At 41.6% G+C, this 21,477-nt stretch carries 10 protein-coding genes, 6 tRNA genes, 4 rRNA genes and 1 pseudogene; 18 read left to right on the plus strand and 3 right to left on the minus strand.

What is annotated here, in order from left to right; all coding sequences use genetic code 11:
• Positions 1-296: 296 nt before the first annotated feature.
• Positions 297-1,949 carry a glucose-6-phosphate isomerase gene (pgi, locus tag ACLKML_RS13325; RefSeq protein ID WP_413285715.1) on the plus strand — a complete coding sequence of 551 codons (1,653 nt, stop codon included), beginning with the start codon at positions 297-299 and terminating at the stop codon, positions 1,947-1,949.
• 152 nt (positions 1,950-2,101) lie between these two features.
• Here pgi and ACLKML_RS13330 read toward each other — a convergent pair whose 3' ends face one another.
• Together ACLKML_RS13330 and zur are read right to left on the minus strand one after the other, a co-directional pair.
• A complete protein-coding gene (locus ACLKML_RS13330) occupies positions 2,102-2,563 on the minus strand; it encodes a chemotaxis protein CheX (protein ID WP_413285716.1) in 462 nt (153 codons plus the stop codon).
• Between the two features lie 11 nt (positions 2,564-2,574).
• Positions 2,575-3,075 carry a zinc uptake transcriptional repressor Zur gene (gene zur, locus ACLKML_RS13335; RefSeq protein WP_413285717.1) on the minus strand — a complete coding sequence of 167 codons (501 nt, stop codon included), beginning with the start codon at positions 3,073-3,075 and terminating at the stop codon, positions 2,575-2,577.
• 575 nt (positions 3,076-3,650) lie between these two features.
• Here zur and ACLKML_RS13340 point away from each other — a divergent pair.
• Positions 3,651-5,774 (plus strand): methyl-accepting chemotaxis protein, encoded by a 2,124-nt coding sequence (locus ACLKML_RS13340; protein ID WP_413285718.1) that lies wholly within the window; start codon positions 3,651-3,653, stop codon positions 5,772-5,774.
• A gap of 24 nt (positions 5,775-5,798) precedes the next feature.
• On the opposite strand, the pseudogene ACLKML_RS13345 reads toward ACLKML_RS13340, so the two are convergent.
• Positions 5,799-5,909, minus strand: a pseudogene (locus ACLKML_RS13345) (site-specific integrase); the annotation flags it as partial.
• Between the two features lie 105 nt (positions 5,910-6,014).
• Between ACLKML_RS13345 and dusA the strand changes: the two are divergent.
• The 16 genes from dusA (at position 6,015) to ACLKML_RS13425 (ending at position 21,159) form a co-directional block, all read left to right on the plus strand.
• Positions 6,015-7,019, plus strand: a complete 1,005-nt coding sequence (gene dusA, locus ACLKML_RS13350; protein ID WP_413285719.1) for a tRNA dihydrouridine(20/20a) synthase DusA — start codon at positions 6,015-6,017, stop codon at positions 7,017-7,019.
• Between the two features lie 171 nt (positions 7,020-7,190).
• Positions 7,191-7,400, plus strand: coding sequence for an envelope stress response protein PspG (locus ACLKML_RS13355; RefSeq protein WP_317718623.1), 210 nt, complete (start codon positions 7,191-7,193; stop codon positions 7,398-7,400).
• Positions 7,401-7,643: 243 nt separating this feature from the next.
• Positions 7,644-7,874: a hypothetical protein gene (locus tag ACLKML_RS13360; RefSeq protein WP_413285720.1), complete on the plus strand. Its 231-nt coding sequence runs from the start codon at positions 7,644-7,646 to the stop codon at positions 7,872-7,874.
• A gap of 121 nt (positions 7,875-7,995) precedes the next feature.
• Positions 7,996-9,810, plus strand: coding sequence for an assimilatory sulfite reductase (NADPH) flavoprotein subunit (locus tag ACLKML_RS13365; protein WP_413285721.1), 1,815 nt, complete (start codon positions 7,996-7,998; stop codon positions 9,808-9,810).
• Entirely contained in the window at positions 9,810-11,525 is a 1,716-nt protein-coding gene (gene cysI / locus ACLKML_RS13370) for an assimilatory sulfite reductase (NADPH) hemoprotein subunit (RefSeq protein WP_413285722.1), read from the plus strand. Before ACLKML_RS13365 ends, cysI begins: the two co-directional genes overlap by 1 nt.
• Positions 11,518-12,297, plus strand: a complete 780-nt coding sequence (locus tag ACLKML_RS13375; RefSeq protein WP_413285723.1) for a phosphoadenylyl-sulfate reductase — start codon at positions 11,518-11,520, stop codon at positions 12,295-12,297. The genes cysI and ACLKML_RS13375 overlap by 8 nt, the downstream gene beginning before the upstream one ends.
• A 643-nt stretch (positions 12,298-12,940) precedes the next feature.
• Positions 12,941-14,481, plus strand: a 16S ribosomal RNA gene (locus ACLKML_RS13380).
• 103 nt (positions 14,482-14,584) lie between these two features.
• Positions 14,585-14,661: transfer RNA gene (locus ACLKML_RS13385), tRNA-Ile, on the plus strand.
• A gap of 119 nt (positions 14,662-14,780) precedes the next feature.
• A tRNA-Ala gene (locus ACLKML_RS13390) sits at positions 14,781-14,856 on the plus strand.
• A gap of 358 nt (positions 14,857-15,214) precedes the next feature.
• Positions 15,215-18,104, plus strand: a 23S ribosomal RNA gene (locus tag ACLKML_RS13395).
• 295 nt (positions 18,105-18,399) lie between these two features.
• Positions 18,400-18,515 (plus strand): 5S ribosomal RNA (gene rrf / locus ACLKML_RS13400).
• A 542-nt stretch (positions 18,516-19,057) separates the two neighbouring features.
• Positions 19,058-20,598 (plus strand): 16S ribosomal RNA (locus ACLKML_RS13405).
• Together the 16S, 23S and 5S rRNA genes with 6 tRNA genes alongside form the textbook arrangement of a ribosomal RNA operon.
• A gap of 156 nt (positions 20,599-20,754) precedes the next feature.
• Positions 20,755-20,830, plus strand: a tRNA-Glu gene (locus tag ACLKML_RS13410).
• 21 nt (positions 20,831-20,851) lie between these two features.
• Positions 20,852-20,927, plus strand: a tRNA-Lys gene (locus ACLKML_RS13415).
• Between the two features lie 35 nt (positions 20,928-20,962).
• A tRNA-Ala gene (locus ACLKML_RS13420) sits at positions 20,963-21,038 on the plus strand.
• Between the two features lie 45 nt (positions 21,039-21,083).
• Positions 21,084-21,159: transfer RNA gene (locus ACLKML_RS13425), tRNA-Val, on the plus strand.
• The last annotated feature ends 318 nt before the right edge of the window (positions 21,160-21,477 follow it).

Consider the following 21,477-nt stretch of genomic DNA (forward strand, 5'->3'; position numbering starts at 1 on the left):
GTAATGCAGAGCAGTTAAAACTAGTGATTCAATATGATCTGATGTAACTCAATACCACTAAGAAGACGTTGCGTCATAATCGCGTTATGATTACAACGATAAAAATTACAACGATAAAAATTATAGAGGCTTTTGTTTATAAGGCCATTTTTAACTTCCATGGAGATGAAAGTGGTCCTGGGCAAGCTGCTATTTTTTATAACGAACACATTTCATTTTAAATTTGGGATTCAGTTATTGCCGACATCTGTCTACGCGTAATTGAATTTAACCTACTGTAATATTGGGACTTACACATGTTAAAAAATATCAATCCAACCACAACTCAAGCTTGGAATGCTTTAACCACTCACTTTGAATCAGCACAAGATATGGAGCTGAAAACGTTATTTGCATTAGATGAAGAGCGTTTTTCAAAATTTTCGACCACGTTTGGCGAAAATATTTTGGTAGATTATTCCAAGAACTTAGTCACTCAAGAAACAATGGACAACCTGTTTGCTCTGGCAGAAGAAACCGAACTTAAAGCAGCAATGAATGCTATGTTTTCCGGAGAGAAAATAAACCAAACAGAAAATCGTGCTGTACTGCATACTGCACTTCGTAATCGTAGCAATAAACCTGTTATGGTGGACGGCGAAGATGTAATGCCAGCGGTTAACGCGGTTTTGGATAAAATTGAAGCGTTTACTGATAGAGTTATATCGGGTGATTGGAAAGGGTACACCGGTAAAGCGATTACTGATGTTGTTAACATTGGTATAGGCGGTTCAGATCTTGGTCCTTATATGGTAACAGAAGCACTAACACCTTATAAAAACCATTTGAACATGCATTTTGTTTCCAATGTCGATGGTACACATATTGTTGAAACTTTAAAAAAGGTCAATCCTGAAACCACGCTATTTTTGGTTGCATCGAAGACATTCACCACACAAGAAACCATGACCAATGCTCATTCTGCACGTAGTTGGTTCCTTGAAACTGCAGGTGATGAGACCCATGTCGCTAAACATTTTGCTGCTCTTTCAACAAACAGTCAGGCGGTATCAGAGTTCGGTATAGATACCGAAAACATGTTTGAATTCTGGGACTGGGTAGGTGGTCGTTACTCTTTATGGTCGGCTATTGGCTTATCTATTGCTTTATCCGTTGGTTATGACAATTACGTTGAGTTGTTAGCTGGTGCTCATGAAATGGATAACCATTTTGTTGATACACCATTCGAGGACAATGTCCCAGTTATTTTGGCCTTGATAGGCCTGTGGTATAACAATTTCTATGGGGCTGAATCAGAAGCTATTCTACCTTATGACCAATATATGCATCGCTTTGCTGCCTATTTCCAACAAGGTAACATGGAATCAAATGGCAAATTTACCGATCGAAATGGCGAACCTGTAGATTATCAAACAGGCCCAATAATTTGGGGTGAACCTGGTACTAATGGACAACATGCTTTTTATCAGTTGATACATCAAGGAACCAAACTTATACCTTGTGATTTTATTGCTCCAGCCATCAGTCATAATCCAGCAGGCGATCATCACCAGAAATTAATGTCGAATTTCTTTGCCCAAACTGAAGCATTGGCTTTTGGTAAGAATAAGCAACAAGTTGAATCTGAGTTTATTGCGTTAGGAAAAACAGCGGAAGATGTTGCGGCTTTAGTTCCCTTCAAAGTGTTTGAAGGAAACAGACCAACTAACTCTATTTTAGTTAAGGAAATTACCCCTCGTACACTAGGTAATTTAATTGCGATGTATGAGCATAAGATTTTTGTCCAAGGCGTTATTTGGAACATTTTCACTTTTGATCAATGGGGCGTAGAGCTTGGTAAGCAACTCGCTAATCAAATTCTTCCTGAATTAGCTGATGAATCACCAGTTGATACACATGATAGTTCAACTAATGGTTTGATTAACGCTTTTAAAGCTTATAAAGCTTAAGCTGTTATTTTGAACATAAGTGGCATTTTTATGTAAACGCAAAAAAGGTTGATCATAGGATCAACCTTTTCATCTCAATCTCTGGAAAATTTACTTTTTAATTAAAAACGTTCATTAGCTAAAAAATCTGTATTACTTAAAAACTAAACTCGTTATTCAAAGCAAATTTCAATAAATGCATTCCCCCACTCAGAAGTGAAAGGCATAATAATAATTGCTCCATCGCACTTATGACGAATGGTATGTCCTTTTCCTGAAACCACAATAGGTGTGGCCATATCGAATTCAAAACCGCTATCGGATAAAATTCGCTTCGCTCCACCAGTCACCATATTTGTGATCTCACCAACTAAGTCAGTGACCTCTTCGTTTATTCCGTTTGGTCGTTCACCGAGCATATTCTGCATTATTTCCAATGCAAGAGCTTCATCAAAAGTAATGGACATAGAGCCTTTACTTTTATCTCCAACCATACCGATTAGGCCAGATACATCACCACGAGCAATTTCATCTTTTTTTACTCTAGGTTTTAGAGGTTTCAACTCTAAAGAAGCCATTGTTTTTAAAACATTCATTAAAGAAGCTAAAAACGGGTTTACAAATTCAGCGCGCATAACATTCTTTCTTATTGGTCAATGCCTGAAGAACACGTATTACAAACTCCGTGCGTTTCAATGACATGATTTGTTATTTTGAAACCGTGCTTTTCGGCATTGCCTGTGAGCAAGGTCAGTAGATTATCATCTTGTAATTCAACAACATTACCGCAGTTGTCGCATATAAGAAGTTGTGAGTAGTGTTTATTTTCACCACATGAACAACAGGATATAAAGCTATTATTGGACTCAACTTTATGGATGAATCCTTGTTCTAGTAAAAAATCTAAAGCTCGATATATTGTTGGTGGTTTGGCTTGAGGCTCACTTTCTTTTAATTGTTCTAAAAGATCGTAAGCACTTGAAGCACTTTGATTTGTGCATATAAGCTCAAATACTCGTTTTCTCTGAGGTGTAAATCGAACACCGCGAGCTTCACAAATGCCAGATACATGCTCAAGTAACATATTGTCCAAATTACCCACCTTTAAAACTGGACTCTTATAATAATACACTAGTTTTCCAAACATAATACTTGGAAAGCAGACTCTACCCTAAGCGAAAAGACTACTAAGGATCAAGTTAATAGAATGCTATCTATGATTTTTGAGATGAAAGTGTTGTGATTCCTTATTAATGCGGCCTATTTTTCTAGATTGTTTAAGTTTGAAGTATCAATCACTGCTAGTTTTTATTCTAAAAAATCTAATGGTTGCTTCGTTATGAATTTGAATGTAGCACGATTGGTAATAACCAATCAGTATATCAATTATGTAATAAATGATTTATTTGGTGCTATTTATATTTGATCTAACAAATTAACCACCTAATTAATGATTGGTTAAGTAGTTATAAAAACTATTAAATAGAAAAAATCAAGTTCAATAACCTGCATTTATCTTTTGTGCCGTGATTTTTTATGTTTTGCGCCTTAATTGCACCATGTTGGACCTTTCTTTGGTGCGCGCACTAATTTGGTGATAAAAAAGTGTCAGTGTCAGATGTGATTTTGAATAAAAAAACTTTAAAATCAAAACGCTACTTATAAAGGTTTGGTTTGGTATGATTTTTGTGGCCGATGATTTCTAAAAATAATAGGCTTTGTATGAATCTTTCTAATAGTGAGCAACATTGGCTGCCATGGTTTGGTGATAGTGGTAAATTGGCAATGCGCAAAGCGTGTTTTTTGAATAGAAATAGAGTAGATGAGCTTGAGCAAACTTTTGAAAATATTGCTCAAACACGAGTAAACCTTTTGCAGGATTGGGCTAACAACCAGTGGTCTTTTTTAAATAATGCGGCTCTTTATCTCTCTAGTAAGTCTTCTGAAGAACGTAATCGCACTCTGACAATTTTAAAAGAAAGAAGCAAAGATTGTTCAGAATTATTTATTGTAGATCAGAATGGAAATACTACGCATTCTTCATATTCAAGTCATATTAATAGCAAGTTAGTTGACGATGCTGCTTTGCTGAAAGGGCTTAAAAGTCCATATCTTCATGGGCCGTTTGTTGATGATAGAACTCTTGCAATTGGGCCTTCAAGCTCTAAATTTCATGATGCAGTTACACTAATGTTTTATCAGCCAATTGGAGAGGAAGGTTCAGAACAAGGTTGTTTATGTGCTCGCGTACCTAATGATGTGATTGGCGATATTATCCAGCGTGAAGCAGGGCATATTTATAGTGAATCAGGTGATAACTATATATTTATGGTTGACTCTAAACACGATTTAACTGTTAGTCCTGGAACGGCGCTTTCACGCTCAAGGTTTGAAGATGATACTTTTTCTCACGGTGAGAATCTCAAGCAAGGTATTAGCACCGATTACGGGTTGGTTAGGATTAGTAAGCACACTGAGTTTGAGATTATCTTTACTGATCCTGCAACGAATGAGCTACACCCTGGAGTTAGAGAAACTATTCGCAATGGTCAAAACCTATTCATAGAGTATCCAGGTTATTCTGATTATCGACATATTCCAGTTATCGGTAAAGGAGTCACATTTCAATTACCTGGTTCTCCGGATCGTTGGGGAATGATGTGCGAATCAGATCTGGAAGAAGTGTATCGTCACCGAAGTTTGTCGTTTAGCCAAACGAATTACTTTGCGCTGGGTGTCTTTTTGCCCGCTTTGCTTCCGTCAATATTAGCCCATTATTTTTCTTTGGCTAATTCCGTTATGTTAGCAATATCAGCGATATTGTGTTTTGTGTCTGTGTTATTGTTTCGAAATTTCAGTGCAAAACCTTTATCACGACGTTTAGAGCAGATGACACATGTGATACGTACTTTAGCTGAAGGTGATGGAAATTTAACTCAAAGATTAGATCATAGCCACCTAAAGCCAGACGAAATTGGTGGGTTAGGGCGGTGGACAAATAGCTTTATTGATAATTTAGAAGGTGTTGTTACAGAGCTCGTTTTTGCTAGTAAAGAAGTTAACCGGGTGTCTGAATCCATGTTTAAACGCAGTCAAATTCTAACAGGTGCTAGTCAAGATACCTTTTCATCTATCGACGCCATGTTGATTTTAAGTAAAGGACAACAGCTAGAAATAGAAAGCGCTAATCAGTCGGCAATAGTCATGGATACTGCGATGCAAAAGACAATTAATAATGCAGCCCAAGATTACCAACGTGCAGTGGAATCGGCTAACAGTATAAAAGGGATAGTTGAAGCGTCGGCAAACAGTGTTAATGAAGTAAATAGTGAAATGGAGAAAATCACGGATATAGTGGACATTATTACTGAGATAACAGATCAAACCAATTTATTAGCATTAAACGCTGCAATAGAAGCAGCAAGAGCTGGTGAACATGGTAGAGGTTTTTCAGTTGTTGCCGATGAAGTGCGAACACTAGCGGATAAAACCTCTCAAGCTGCCAATAATATCGGCACTATGTTGCAAAAGTTACGCAAGCAATCACAGACCGCGGTGAGTTACATGAAGCAAGGAATAGAAAATGTTGAGAACAACGCAATTATAGTTAGCGGGAGTGACAGTAATAAAGGTTTACACGATGCAGTGACTGAGCTATTTCGTATCATTAATGGTATTGCTGAAAACAGTGTTGAACATAATCGCACGGTTGACCAAGCACAGACAACGTCAGAACAACTGATTGTTTCATCGCAACAACTTACTCGCAGAACCACTTTAATGCAGAATGCATTAAGTCGTTTAGATCAACTCGTTGGTCGATTTGAAATTGCACCTGGTCGTTAATAGATTTTTTATTAAGAGCATTTTTGTTTTGTTTTCTCTGTGTATAATTTCAGAATTTATTTTAAAAATAACATCAGTAGTAAAACGATATTCACCGCTTTTTAGTTTGCGCTTCTTGATATAAAATGACGCCATAATCCTACCCCAAACATACGTACTATATGCGTACTGTAGATGGATATTCATGTTAATTCAGAGTGGTTAGAAGAAATTTCGAGCAACCACAAATATAGGTAAACCATGACAATACAAAGCTCGACCAACAAATACGCCAGTTCACGCTTTTCAGTGGCACCCATGCTCGATTGGACGGATAGACATTGTCGTTACTTTCATCGTTTGATGACCAAGGAAGCGCTGCTTTACACAGAGATGGTCACAACAGGAGCGATAATTCATGGTAAAAGCGATTTTCTTGCTTACAACCAGGAAGAACATCCAGTAGTTTTACAATTGGGTGGGTCAAACGCAAACGATTTGGCTACTTGTGCAACATTGGCCCAAGAACGTGGATATGATGAAATAAATTTAAATGTTGGTTGTCCTTCAGATCGTGTTCAAAATGGTCGTTTTGGAGCTTGTTTAATGGCAGAACCTGACCTTGTTGCAGACTGTATTAAAGCGATGAAAGATGTGGTGGATATTCCGGTTACCGTAAAAACTCGTATCGGTATTGACGATTTGGATTCTTACGAATTTCTGTGTGATTTTATCACTAAGGTAAATCAACAGGGAGGATGTGTTGATTTTACTATTCACGCTCGTAAAGCGTGGCTTAGTGGGTTAAGTCCGAAAGAAAATCGAGAAATTCCTCCTCTAGATTACGATCGTGCTTATCAATTGAAACAAGATTTTCCGCATTTAAATATTAGCTTAAATGGTGGAATCAAAACGTTACAAGATAGTGTTGAACACTTACAACATCTTGATGGTGTAATGATAGGTCGGGAAGCGTATCAAAGTCCTTATATTTTAGCGCAGGTTGATCAGCTGATTTTTGGTAGTGATGAACCCGTCAAAAAGCGTACTGATATTGTTCGAGAAATGTACCCATATATAGAAAAGCAACTAGAACAAGGTGCTTACCTTGGTCACATGACCAGACATATGCTTGGATTATTTCAAAGTATGCCAGGTGCTCGTCAATGGCGTCGTTACATTAGTGAAAATGCCCATAAAAAGGGTGCAGGTCTCGAAGTTGTAGAGACAGCACTAGCTAAAATACCTCAAGAGCTTAATGTGTAAATATCACCACTAAGTTGGTCATATTTACCAGTTTGGGATTTTTCTATATTATGGGTTGTATTACCTATTGAAAGATAAGGATTATTTTTATTGAGAGTTTGGCTCGATTCCTGCGTAATATAATTTGTGAGTATGTTTACGCTTTAAATTAACATTGAATAGGATAGAGTTATGTTTGAGATATTATTTTTTTTGATTTTTGTTGGTATTTTATTTTTCACTGGCCTGAGCATGGTGACCGTTTTTATCGCTGTTATTGTGTCTCTATTGGCGATGTTCCTTATGGGGCTAGTTGGTTTGTTATTTAAGTTATTGCCTTGGTTGATCGCCGTTGGTATTGGTATTTGGTTATATAAAAACTATATTGCTTCTGCCCGCTAGCCGTTTGTTGGTGAAACGGTTTTCTTTTTATACTCTTCAATGTTCCCACTCTACACTATGTTTAAACATGGTGTAGAAGTTGATATAAAGCTTAGTTCATCGAAAAATAAGCCTATTTGTCTATCGATTCCTTACCTCTGAGGAATAAAATTACAAAAAATATTTAACTTATACCGCCTTATGAACCATGCTTATTACGTGCTAGAAATATCACATAGCTAACGAGTAATAGGGATGATTGCTATGACGCTGACAGAATTAAAAATTTTATATAAAGAAAAACAATTGGTTGAAGCTATTATTGAACCTTCATTACCTGATGGAAGTTGGATCGTTGAGTTTAGGCATACCAAAGGAGGATTAGTATTATTGACTGATTCTCAAGGCGAGGGATGTCAATATTTTGATTTAGACATTGCATCTAGGTCTGCAATGGCCGTCGGTTTTAATCAAGTTAGAGTAGAAGAAAAGTGATAAATTGATAGGTAACCTTTCTCTTATCTCTAAAAGTTATAAAACATAAATATCCATTCTTTCTTGTTATTACTAGGAATGGTTAATCTATTGTCACAAAATTAATAGGAATGATGTGACAATGGTATCAAAGCAACTCTCTGCATTAGCAAGCCCGTTGAATGATCAACAGTCTGATCAATTAACGCAAGCTATATCTGAACTCTCTCCTCAACAACTTGCTTGGGTAAGTGGGTATTTTTGGGGAATAAGCCAGAATCAATCTGTTGGTGCAGAAGCGCCATTGAATCAAATTACAACACAAAGTAATCCGCAACCCGCTGGAAAGCTATCTATTATCTATGCATCTCAAACTGGAAATGCAAAAGGTGTTGCTGAATCATTAAAAGACTCAGCTTTAGCACAAGGTATCGATGCTGAATTATTTGATGCCAGCGATTATAAAGGCAAAAATTTAGCTAAAGAAACGCACGTTATTATTGTGGCCTCCACCAATGGAGAAGGAGAGCCACCAGATAATGCCATTGAACTGCATGAGTTTTTACAATCTAAGAAAGCACCAAAGCTGGAAGGATTACAGTATGGTGTGATTGCATTAGGTGATTCCAGCTACGAATTTTATTGTCAAACAGGTAGAGATTTCGATAGTTTCCTAAGTAAGCTTGGCGCTACACCATTTGTAGAACGTCTCGATTGCGATGTTGACTATGAAGAGTCAGCTAGAGCTTGGGTTGTCGATGCGCTAAATAATGTAAAGCAAGTTTTTGCTTCTAGCGTACCGTCAGAAACTGACGTGTTACCTGTTACTCAGACCACTCATAGTGAATACAATAAGCAGAATCCATTTAGTGCATCACTTTTAACTAATCAAAAAATCACAGGACGTGATTCTGGTAAAGACGTGCGCCATATTGAAATTGATTTAGATGGTTCAGGTATCACTTATCAACCAGGTGATGCTCTAGGAATATGGTATGAAAATAGTACTGAATTAGTGGATGCAATCCTCAATCAAGTCGGACTATCTGGTATTGAAAGTGTAGAAGTTTCAGGAGAAAGTCTTTCAATTCGCAAAGCGCTAATCAATAAGTTTGAAATTACTGCAAGTAATCCACAACTCGTTACTAAATATGCGGAGTTATCGGGTAGTAAAAAACTACAAAAATTGGTTGAAGATAAAGACAAATTGAGAAGTTACTCAGCCGACACCCAAATTATTGATGTGCTTGCAGAGAAAAAAACCAAGCTTACTGCTGATGAGTTAATTGGATTGTTGCGTAAAATAACCCCACGTCTTTATTCAATCGCATCTAGCCAAGCCGAAGTTGAAGATGAAGTCCATTTAACTGTCGGTTTAGTTGAGTATCAAAAAGGTGATGAAGCACGTTATGGTGGTGCATCAGGCTTCCTCGCTCAGAGAGTAGAAGAGGGAGGTGAAGTTAAGATTTTTATCGAAAATAACAATAATTTTAAGCTTCCAAGTGATGACTCTACGCCGGTTATAATGATTGGTCCTGGAACCGGTATCGCTCCTTTCAGAAGTTTTATTCAAGAACGCGAAAATAGAGATGCAGAAGGTAAGAACTGGCTATTCTTTGGGGATAGAACATTTACACAAGATTTTCTTTATCAAGTTGAATGGCAAAAATACCTTAAGTCAGGCGTGCTTACAAAACTCGATGTGGCATTCAGTCGCGACCAACAACAAAAAGTCTATGTACAAGACCGATTATTAGAAAATGCCTCACAAGTTTGGCAGTGGATAGAGCAAGGTGCATATATTTACGTTTGCGGCGATGCAACACGTATGGCTAAAGATGTTAACGAAGCTCTCGTTACTATCGCACAAAATCAAGGTCAACTTAGCCAAGAAAAAGCAGAAGAATTTATTAACAATCTACGCAAAGATAAGCGTTATCAGAGGGATGTATACTAATGAGTGATCAAGTTGTGTTGGGCAAAGTATTAGGTCCTCTTTCTGATAATGAGCGACTAAAAGCCGAAAGCGATTTTCTGAGAGGAACAATCGAAGCCGATTTAAATGATCGTATTACTGGCGGATTTACTGCTGATAATTTTCAACTGATTCGTTTTCACGGCATGTACCAACAAGATGATAGAGACTTTAGAGCCGAGCGAGCGAAACAAAAACTAGAACCGTTACATAATGTAATGCTTCGAGCCCGTATGCCGGGCGGAATAATTAACCCCAAGCAATGGTTGGCAATAGATAAGTTTGCAGATGAGCATACTCACTATGGCAGTATTCGACTAACGACAAGACAAACATTTCAATTTCATGGTGTATTGAAACCAAATATTAAACTGATGCATCAAACACTTAATGCCATTGGCATTGATTCGATAGCAACAGCCGGTGATGTAAACCGTAATGTATTATGTACCAGTAACCCTATCGAATCTGAATTACACCAAGAAGCTTATGAATGGGCTAAAAAAATAAGTGAGCATCTATTACCTAAAACTCGAGCTTATGCCGAGATCTGGTTAGATGGTGAAAAAGTTGAAACGACAGATGAAGAACCAATACTAGGGAGCACGTATCTTCCACGTAAATTTAAAACTACGGTAGTTACTCCACCTAATAATGACATTGATGTTCATGCCAATGACCTTAACTTTGTTGCTATAGCGCATGAAGGGAAATTAGTAGGGTTTAATGTTCTTGTTGGTGGCGGTTTAGCCATGACGCACGGTGATACTTCAACCTACCCAAGAAGAGCGGACGATTTTGGTTATATTCCTCTAGAGCACACGTTAGAAGTAGCAGCTGCTGTTGTTACGACTCAGCGTGACTGGGGAAATCGTTCTAACCGTAAAAATGCAAAAACCAAATACACATTAGATCGTGTAGGAATTGATGTTTTTAAAGCTGAAGTAGAAAAAAGAGCAGGGATTCAATTTACAGAAAGTAAACCTTATGAATTTACTACTCGAGGTGATCGCATTGGATGGCTAAAAGGGGTGGATGGAAATTACCATTTATCACTCTTCATCGAGAATGGTCGACTACTAGATTTTCCAAACAAACCTCTAAAAACAGGTGTTGCCGAAATCGCGAAAATACACAAAGGTGATTTTCGAATGACGGCTAACCAGAATTTGATCGTTGCAGGTGTGTCTGCTGATCAAAAAGAACGCATTGATGAGATAGCTCGAGCACATGGTTTGATTGATGATACTGTTTCAGTACAAAGACAAAATTCAATGGCTTGCGTAGCATTCCCAACTTGTCCACTTGCAATGGCAGAAGCAGAACGATTTTTGCCTGAGTTTGTTACTGATATCGAAGGTATATTGAAAAAACACAATTTACCCGCAGATGACAATATCATTGTGAGAGTAACAGGCTGTCCTAATGGTTGTGGTCGAGCGATGTTGGCTGAAATAGGCTTAGTTGGCAAAGCTCCAGGTCGATACAATCTGCATTTAGGTGGAAACAGAGCCGGTACTCGAGTACCTAAAATGTACAAAGAGAATATTACTGACAAACAAATACTCGAAGAGATCGATTTGTTGGTAGGTCGATGGGCAACAGAACGTAATGATGATGAATGCTTTGGCGATTTCACGATAAGAACTGGAATTATAGAAGAAGTCATTATCTCTAAGAGAGATTTTTATGCTTGATACCTCCACAGCAGTTTTGGTTTTAGATGAGCTTACTAAGCTTAATAAAGTTGAACAAAGCTTAAAGCTTGCAGAAATTAATGTTGAGTTAGAAGCGATGTCTGCTCAACAAAGAGTAGAGTGGGCAATGAACAACTTAGCCGGAAATCATGCTGTTTCATCCAGTTTTGGTATACAGGCTGCTGTGATGTTGCATCTCTCTAATGAAATTAAACCTGATATTCCAGTAATACTAACGGACACAGGGTACTTATTTGCAGAGACTTACCGCTTTATTGATGAATTAAAAGAGAAGCTCAACCTAAACTTAAAAGTTTTCCGTGCAATTGAAGGTGCAAGTTGGCAAGAAGCGAAGTATGGAAAATTATGGGAACAGGGTGTCAGCGGAATTGAAAAATACAATAAGCTTAATAAAGTTGAACCAATGCGTAGAGCATTGCAAGAATTAGAAGTGAACGTTTGGTTATCTGGTTTAAGGAGAGACCAATCTAATTCGAGAGCAAATTTACCAATACTTTCTATCCAAAATGGTGTTTTCAAATTTTTACCTATTGCTGATTGGTCAAATAAAGAAGTACACGAATATTTAATTGAAAATAATCTGCCATATCACCCGTTAAGAGAAGAGGGGTACTTATCTTTAGGTGATGTTCACACAACCAAAAAATGGCAACCGGGCATGAGTGAAGAAGAAACTCGCTTCTTTGGATTAAAAAGAGAATGTGGTTTACATGAAGATGATGACCTTCAAGAAGGCGGGTTAGGTATCTAAATCGACCAATAATTGCTCGATACATAACAAATCTGTGGATAAGTTGTTATTAACTTATGTGTAAGATGGTAGCAAAGTGCGCTTAAAATTCTAATTGAATCGGAGCGCATTTTTTTATTAAAAAACATAAAAAAAGTATTGCTAAAGTAAATGGCTTCTCTATAATGCGCCTCACTGACACGGCAGAGCCCACAAGGGTTACCGCTAAAACCAGTAAGACGAGCTGCTTGAAAAAGCCTTTCGAAATTAAATTGAAAAAGTATTTGACTCTTCACTTTAAATCGCTAGAATGCACGTCCGCTTCAAGGCAAAGCCAAGAAGCAACGCTCTTTAACAATTTAAACCTATATCAATCTGTGTGGGCACTTGTTGATGATAATCGACACGATTTTGTATCTTAGGATATACAATCACAACGGTATCAATGAACCAGTGACCTAATTTGATGACAGATACTTTAGCTTTTTAAGTTAACGTGTCTTAAGTATCAAGCACAGTTATTTATCTATCATTCTGTTGGAATGATAGGAACTTTAAATAGCATTTACTGCTTGGTTATTACCAAGAAGTAAAGGCAATTTGAAGTCAGTATTCATTGAGACCCGTTTTTCTTTCTTAGGAAAGAGAAACACATCAAAATCTTAAATTGAAGAGTTTGATCATGGCTCAGATTGAACGCTGGCGGCAGGCTTAACACATGCAAGTCGAGCGGAAACGAAAATAGCTTGCTATTTGGCGTCGAGCGGCGGACGGGTGAGTAATGCTTAGGAATTTGCCCAGTTGAGGGGGATAACCATTGGAAACGATGGCTAATACCGCATACGCCCTACGGGGGAAAGGAGGGGACCTTCGGGCCTTCCGCGATTGGATAAGCCTAAGTGAGATTAGCTAGTTGGTGGGGTAATGGCTCACCAAGGCGACGATCTCTAGCTGGTCTGAGAGGATGATCAGCCACACTGGAACTGAGACACGGTCCAGACTCCTACGGGAGGCAGCAGTGGGGAATATTGCACAATGGGCGAAAGCCTGATGCAGCCATGCCGCGTGTATGAAGAAGGCCTTCGGGTTGTAAAGTACTTTCAGTCGTGAGGAAGGTGTTGTACTTAATACGTGCAACATTTGACGTTAGCGACAGAAGAAGCACCGGCTAACTCCGTGCCAGCAGCCGCGGTAATACGGAGGGTGCGAGCGTTAATCGGAATTACTGGGCGTAAAGCGCATGCAGGTGGTTTGTTAAGTCAGATGTGAAAGCCCGGGGCTCAACCCCGGAAGGTCATTTGAAACTGGCAAACTAGAGTACTGTAGAGGGGGGTAGAATTTCAGGTGTAGCGGTGAAATGCGTAGAGATCTGAAGGAATACCAGTGGCGAAGGCGGCCCCCTGGACAGATACTGACACTCAGATGCGAAAGCGTGGGGAGCAAACAGGATTAGATACCCTGGTAGTCCACGCCGTAAACGATGTCTACTTGGAGGTTGCGGTCTTGAACTGTGGCTTTCGGAGCTAACGCGTTAAGTAGACCGCCTGGGGAGTACGGTCGCAAGATTAAAACTCAAATGAATTGACGGGGGCCCGCACAAGCGGTGGAGCATGTGGTTTAATTCGATGCAACGCGAAGAACCTTACCTACTCTTGACATCCTCAGAAGAGAAAAGAGATTTTCTTGTGCCTTCGGGAACTGAGAGACAGGTGCTGCATGGCTGTCGTCAGCTCGTGTTGTGAAATGTTGGGTTAAGTCCCGCAACGAGCGCAACCCTTATCCTTAATTGCCAGCGAGTCATGTCGGGAACTTTGGGGAGACTGCCGGTGATAAACCGGAGGAAGGTGGGGACGACGTCAAGTCATCATGGCCCTTACGAGTAGGGCTACACACGTGCTACAATGGCGCATACAGAGGGCAGCTAACTAGCAATAGTGTGCGAATCCCAAAAAGTGCGTCGTAGTCCGGATTGGAGTCTGCAACTCGACTCCATGAAGTCGGAATCGCTAGTAATCGTAGATCAGAATGCTACGGTGAATACGTTCCCGGGCCTTGTACACACCGCCCGTCACACCATGGGAGTGGGCTGCAAAAGAAGTAGGTAGTTTAACCTTCGGGGGGACGCTTACCACTTTGTGGTTCATGACTGGGGTGAAGTCGTAACAAGGTAGCCCTAGGGGAACCTGGGGCTGGATCACCTCCTTAAACGATAAGATTGTGATTGATGAGTGTTCACACAGATTGATTAGGTTTAGAAAGTAAAGAGAGATAACTCAATCTCGGTTATTGAAAAGCCCAAAGCAAGTATGGGTCTGTAGCTCAGCTGGTTAGAGCGCTCGCCTGATAAGCGGGAGGTCGGTGGTTCAAGTCCACTCAGACCCACCAAATTGCCTTTATGCTGCGTTAAGTTGCGCGTTGTGTGCTTAAAGTACACAGCCTTACAACTTGCCTTGTCTAAAGAATATTTCATCCTAAATGAGTTATCACAAGCCACACCCACTGATGGGGTTATAGCTCAGCTGGGAGAGCGCCTGCCTTGCACGCAGGAGGTCTGCGGTTCGATCCCGCATAGCTCCACCATCTTTAAGTGTTTTTACTCTGTATCAGATGAGAATATTTAAAAATGGTTTTGGCTTATTTTAAATAAGTATAAAATCTTTGCTCTTTAACAATTTGGAAAGCTGACGAATAACAACTTTGATTGGTTGTTATTCAAATAAAAGTTCTCAAATCCTATGACTCATTATGAGTGATAGGTACCAACACACATTCAAGTGTTCTTGGAAACAGCGAAAGCTGTTTATATTTGAGTCCGGCAAAATCGAACGTTGTCTCGCTCATTCAAATAATGAGACAACAATAAACACCTTGGTTGTTTGCCATACGCTTATTTATCGTCACGTAAGTGACAGTAAAAAGAAACCTCTTGGGGTTGTATGGTTAAGTGACTAAGCGTACACGGTGGATGCCTTGGCAGTCAGAGGCGATGAAAGACGTAATAACTTGCGATAAGCCCAGATTAGGTAGTAATAACCGTTTGAGTCTGGGATTTCTGAATGGGGAAACCCACTAGCATAAGCTAGTATTATTAACTGAATACATAGGTTAATAAGGCAAACCCGGGGAACTGAAACATCTAAGTACCCGGAGGAGTAGAAATCAACCGAGATTCCGAAAGTAGCGGCGAGCGAAATTGGACTAGCCCTTAAGCTTTTAATGATGCAGGTGAAGATTCTGGAAAGTATCGCGATACAGGGTGATAGCCCCGTAACCGACACATCATTTTAAGTGAAAACGAGTAAGGCGGGACACGTGATATCCTGTTTGAATATGGGGGGACCATCCTCCAAGGCTAAATACTACTGACTGACCGATAGTGAACCAGTACCGTGAGGGAAAGGCGAAAAGAACCCCTGTGAGGGGAGTGAAATAGAACCTGAAACCGTGTACGTACAAGCAGTAGGAGCACCTTTTTGGTGTGACTGCGTACCTTTTGTATAATGGGTCAGCGACTTATATTTAGTAGCAAGGTTAACCGAATAGGGGAGCCGTAGGGAAACCGAGTCTTAACTGGGCGTCGAGTTGCTAGGTATAGACCCGAAACCAGGTGATCTAGCCATGGGCAGGTTGAAGGTTGAGTAACATCAACTGGAGGACCGAACCGACTAATGTTGAAAAATTAGCGGATGACTTGTGGCTAGGGGTGAAAGGCCAATCAAACCTGGAGATAGCTGGTTCTCCCCGAAAGCTATTTAGGTAGCGCCTCGGACGAATACTACTGGGGGTAGAGCACTGTTAAGGCTAGGGGGTCATCCCGACTTACCAACCCTTTGCAAACTCCGAATACCAGTAAGTACTATCCGGGAGACACACGGCGGGTGCTAACGTCCGTCGTGGAGAGGGAAACAACCCAGACCGCCAGCTAAGGTCCCAAAGTATAGCTAAGTGGGAAACGATGTGGGAAGGCTCAGACAGCCAGGATGTTGGCTTAGAAGCAGCCATCATTTAAAGAAAGCGTAATAGCTCACTGGTCGAGTCGGCCTGCGCGGAAGATGTAACGGGGCTAAGCTATACACCGAAGCTGCGGCAATGAAGTTTACTTCATTGGGTAGGGGAGCGTTCTGTAAGCCGTTGAAGGTGAACTGTAAGGTTTGCTGGAGGTATCAGAAGTGCGAATGCTGACATGAGTAACGATAATGGGGGTGAAAAACCCCCACGCCGGAAGACCAAGGGTTCCTGTCCAACGTTAATCGGGGCAGGGTAAGTCGACCCCTAAGGCGAGGCTGAAAAGCGTAGTCGATGGGAAACGGGTTAATATTCCCGTACTTCTTATAATTGCGATGGGGGGACGGAGAAGGCTAGGTGGGCCTGGCGATGGTAGTCCAGGTTCAAGGGTGTAGGCTAATTTCTTAGGTAAATCCGGGAAATTATTAGGCTGAGACCCGATGTCGAGTCACTACGGTGATGAAGTCATTGATGCCATACTTCCAGGAAAAGCCTCTAAGCTTCAGATTATAAGGAATCGTACCCCAAACCGACACAGGTGGTCGGGTAGAGAATACCAAGGCGCTTGAGAGAACTCGGGTGAAGGAACTAGGCAAAATGGTACCGTAACTTCGGGAGAAGGTACGCTCTTGACGGTGAAATCCCTAGCGGATGGAGCTATTGGGAGTCGCAGATACCAGGTGGCTGCAACTGTTTATTAAAAACACAGCACTGTGCAAAATCGTAAGATGACGTATACGGTGTGACGCCTGCCCGGTGCCGGAAGGTTAATTGATGGGGTTAGTCTTAGGACGAAGCTCTTGATCGAAGCCCCGGTAAACGGCGGCCGTAACTATAACGGTCCTAAGGTAGCGAAATTCCTTGTCGGGTAAGTTCCGACCTGCACGAATGGCGTAATGATGGCCACGCTGTCTCCACCCGAGACTCAGTGAAATTGAAATCGCTGTGAAGATGCAGTGTACCCGCGGCTAGACGGAAAGACCCCGTGAACCTTTACTACAGCTTGGCACTGAACATTGACCCTACATGTGTAGGATAGGTGGGAGACTATGAAACTTCGTCGCTAGATGGAGTGGAGTCAACCTTGAAATACCACCCTTGTATGCTTGATGTTCTAACTTAGTCCCCTAATCGGGGATGAGGACAGTGCCTGGTGGGTAGTTTGACTGGGGCGGTCTCCTCCCAAAGAGTAACGGAGGAGCACGAAGGTGGGCTAAACACGGTTGGACATCGTGTGGTTAGTGCAATGGCATAAGCCCGCTTGACTGCGAGAATGACAATTCGAGCAGGTGCGAAAGCAGGTCATAGTGATCCGGTGGTTCTGAATGGAAGGGCCATCGCTCAACGGATAAAAGGTACTCCGGGGATAACAGGCTGATACCGCCCAAGAGTTCATATCGACGGCGGTGTTTGGCACCTCGATGTCGGCTCATCACATCCTGGGGCTGAAGTCGGTCCCAAGGGTATGGCTGTTCGCCATTTAAAGTGGTACGCGAGCTGGGTTTAGAACGTCGTGAGACAGTTCGGTCCCTATCTGCCGTGGGCGTTGGAAGATTGAAGGGGGCTGCTCCTAGTACGAGAGGACCGGAGTGGACGAACCTCTGGTGTTCGGGTTGTCATGCCAATGGCATTGCCCGGTAGCTAAGTTCGGAATCGATAAGCGCTGAAAGCATCTAAGCGCGAAGCGAGCCCTGAGATGAGTCTTCCCTGGCACTTTACGTGTCCTAAAGGGTTGTTCAAGACTAGAACGTTGATAGGCAGGGTGTGTAAGTGCTGTGAGGCATTGAGCTAACCTGTACTAATTGCCCGTGAGGCTTAACCATACAACACCCAAGGGGTTTTGGCAGAAATTGTTCCAGACAATTTACTGCACTTCCTACATCCGTGTAGGTCGTGGACTCAGATAGAGAACATTGAATGTGTAGAGACTTTTATAATTAGCTTTCCAAGTTTTTTAGACTTTCCAAGTGCTCTAGGTAGCGCAGGGATAAAGTTTGCTGGCAAGGCAACTTGAGTAACGATTGAAGGCGCTTACATTGGTAAGTAACTGAAAGAGTGAACAAGTTAACGCAGTCCAGCGAGTTTTATCACAAGCGGGAGGTTTGATACCAAATTTTGCTTGGCGACCATAGCATTGTGGACCCACCTGAACCCATGCCGAACTCAGAAGTGAAACGCAATAGCGCCGATGGTAGTGTGGGGTTTCCCCATGTGAGAGTAGGACATCGCCAGGCTTTAATTCGCTTTTATCTTTTTTAGAGAAGATGAAGGTAACCACTGATTAAAGTATCTTGTTTGCAGTGAAAAATAAGACTTCAATCAGTACCGAATTCAATTTAATGAATTCAACATGCTGTTTTTAAAAGTAATTTGAAAATAGCATCTTGACTTTATTTTAAGGAAGCGTATAATACGCGTCCTTAACTAACGAATCTTAGTTGGATTCGTTAGTTAAAATGCTCTTTAACAATTTAAACCTATATCAATCTGTGTGGGCACTTGTTAATGATAATCGACACGATTTTGTATCTTAGGATATACAATCACAACGGTATCAATGAACCAGTGACCTAATTTGATGACAGATACTTTAGCTTTTTAAGTTAATGTGTCTTAAGTATCGAGCACAGTTATTTATCTATCATTCTGTTGGAATGATAGGAACTTTAAATACCATTTACTGCTTGGTTATTACCAAGAAGTAAAGGCAATTTGAAGTCAGTATTCATTGAGGCCCGTTTTTCTTTCTTAGGAAAGAGAAACACATCAAAATCTTAAATTGAAGAGTTTGATCATGGCTCAGATTGAACGCTGGCGGCAGGCTTAACACATGCAAGTCGAGCGGAAACGAAAATAGCTTGCTATTTGGCGTCGAGCGGCGGACGGGTGAGTAATGCTTAGGAATTTGCCCAGTTGAGGGGGATAACCATTGGAAACGATGGCTAATACCGCATACGCCCTACGGGGGAAAGGAGGGGACCTTCGGGCCTTCCGCGATTGGATAAGCCTAAGTGAGATTAGCTAGTTGGTGGGGTAATGGCTCACCAAGGCGACGATCTCTAGCTGGTCTGAGAGGATGATCAGCCACACTGGAACTGAGACACGGTCCAGACTCCTACGGGAGGCAGCAGTGGGGAATATTGCACAATGGGCGAAAGCCTGATGCAGCCATGCCGCGTGTATGAAGAAGGCCTTCGGGTTGTAAAGTACTTTCAGTCGTGAGGAAGGTGTTGTACTTAATACGTGCAACATTTGACGTTAGCGACAGAAGAAGCACCGGCTAACTCCGTGCCAGCAGCCGCGGTAATACGGAGGGTGCGAGCGTTAATCGGAATTACTGGGCGTAAAGCGCATGCAGGTGGTTTGTTAAGTCAGATGTGAAAGCCCGGGGCTCAACCCCGGAAGGTCATTTGAAACTGGCAAACTAGAGTACTGTAGAGGGGGGTAGAATTTCAGGTGTAGCGGTGAAATGCGTAGAGATCTGAAGGAATACCAGTGGCGAAGGCGGCCCCCTGGACAGATACTGACACTCAGATGCGAAAGCGTGGGGAGCAAACAGGATTAGATACCCTGGTAGTCCACGCCGTAAACGATGTCTACTTGGAGGTTGCGGTCTTGAACTGTGGCTTTCGGAGCTAACGCGTTAAGTAGACCGCCTGGGGAGTACGGTCGCAAGATTAAAACTCAAATGAATTGACGGGGGCCCGCACAAGCGGTGGAGCATGTGGTTTAATTCGATGCAACGCGAAGAACCTTACCTACTCTTGACATCCTCAGAAGAGAAAAGAGATTTTCTTGTGCCTTCGGGAACTGAGAGACAGGTGCTGCATGGCTGTCGTCAGCTCGTGTTGTGAAATGTTGGGTTAAGTCCCGCAACGAGCGCAACCCTTATCCTTAATTGCCAGCGAGTTATGTCGGGAACTTTGGGGAGACTGCCGGTGATAAACCGGAGGAAGGTGGGGACGACGTCAAGTCATCATGGCCCTTACGAGTAGGGCTACACACGTGCTACAATGGCGCATACAGAGGGCAGCTAACTAGCAATAGTGTGCGAATCCCAAAAAGTGCGTCGTAGTCCGGATTGGAGTCTGCAACTCGACTCCATGAAGTCGGAATCGCTAGTAATCGTAGATCAGAATGCTACGGTGAATACGTTCCCGGGCCTTGTACACACCGCCCGTCACACCATGGGAGTGGGCTGCAAAAGAAGTAGGTAGTTTAACCTTCGGGGGGACGCTTACCACTTTGTGGTTCATGACTGGGGTGAAGTCGTAACAAGGTAGCCCTAGGGGAACCTGGGGCTGGATCACCTCCTTAAACGATAAGATTATGATTGATGAGTGTTCACACAGATTGATTAGGTTTAGAAAATAAAGAGAGCGCTTTATGTTCATTTTTTAATGAAGATAAAGCAAAGCACCTGCTTAGTTGCGGGTGTTGTTGTGAAAGTGCCCAACACTTTTACAAGCCTGTGTCCCGTTCGTCTAGAGGCCTAGGACACCGCCCTTTCACGGCGGTAACAGGGGTTCGACTCCCCTACGGGATACCACTTCCTTTTGTGAAGTATTTAGGGTCGTTAGCTCAGCTGGTAGAGCAGTTGACTTTTAATCAATTGGTCGCAGGTTCGAATCCTGCACGACCCACCATTGTCTGATTTTAAAGCAGACTTGGTAATCAAGATGGGGTTATAGCTCAGCTGGGAGAGCGCCTGCCTTGCACGCAGGAGGTCTGCGGTTCGATCCCGCATAGCTCCACCATTCTTGAATTCTGCATATATTTTTCTTATTTAAGAAAAACAATGTGGGCGATTAGCTCAGTTGGGAGAGCACCTCCCTTACAAGGAGGGGGTCACTGGTTCGAGCCCGGTATCGCCCACCATTCTCTAAGTGTTTTTGGTCTGTCTGTTAAATCAATAATTATTCATTGTTGGTTTTTTTGTAGACTCTGAAAATCTTTAGAAAATGTATCAAGCTTATTTATAAGCTCACAACATTTTGCTCTTTAACAATTTGGAAAGCTGACGAATAATTTAGTCGTTTTTACTTTTAAAAAAGTAAAACAAAACAGCTCAACGCTGACGATTGAATTATTCAAATAAAAGTTCTCAAATCCTATGACTCATTATGAGTGATAGGTACCAACACACATTCAAGTGTTCTTGGAAACAGCGAAAGCTGTTTATATTTGAGTCCGGCA

It is taken from the genome of Vibrio sp. MA40-2 (assembly GCF_047302445.1).
GTDB lineage: Bacteria > Pseudomonadota > Gammaproteobacteria > Enterobacterales > Vibrionaceae > Vibrio.

Bases quoted from the DNA above. Each gene is read 5' to 3' on its own strand.
- cysI (WP_413285722.1), top strand. From the start codon at position 9,810: ATGAGTGATCAAGTTGTGTTGGGCAAAGTATTAGGTCCTCTTTCTGAT.
- ACLKML_RS13330 (WP_413285716.1), bottom strand. From the start codon at position 2,563: ATGCGCGCTGAATTTGTAAACCCGTTTTTAGCTTCTTTAATGAATGTT.
- ACLKML_RS13340 (WP_413285718.1), top strand. From the start codon at position 3,651: ATGAATCTTTCTAATAGTGAGCAACATTGGCTGCCATGGTTTGGTGAT.
- ACLKML_RS13360 (WP_413285720.1), top strand. From the start codon at position 7,644: ATGACGCTGACAGAATTAAAAATTTTATATAAAGAAAAACAATTGGTT.
- ACLKML_RS13365 (WP_413285721.1), top strand. From the start codon at position 7,996: ATGGTATCAAAGCAACTCTCTGCATTAGCAAGCCCGTTGAATGATCAA.
- ACLKML_RS13375 (WP_413285723.1), top strand. From the start codon at position 11,518: ATGCTTGATACCTCCACAGCAGTTTTGGTTTTAGATGAGCTTACTAAG.
- zur (WP_413285717.1), bottom strand. From the start codon at position 3,075: ATGTTTGGAAAACTAGTGTATTATTATAAGAGTCCAGTTTTAAAGGTG.
- ACLKML_RS13355 (WP_317718623.1), top strand. From the start codon at position 7,191: ATGTTTGAGATATTATTTTTTTTGATTTTTGTTGGTATTTTATTTTTC.
- pgi (WP_413285715.1), top strand. From the start codon at position 297: ATGTTAAAAAATATCAATCCAACCACAACTCAAGCTTGGAATGCTTTA.
- dusA (WP_413285719.1), top strand. From the start codon at position 6,015: ATGACAATACAAAGCTCGACCAACAAATACGCCAGTTCACGCTTTTCA.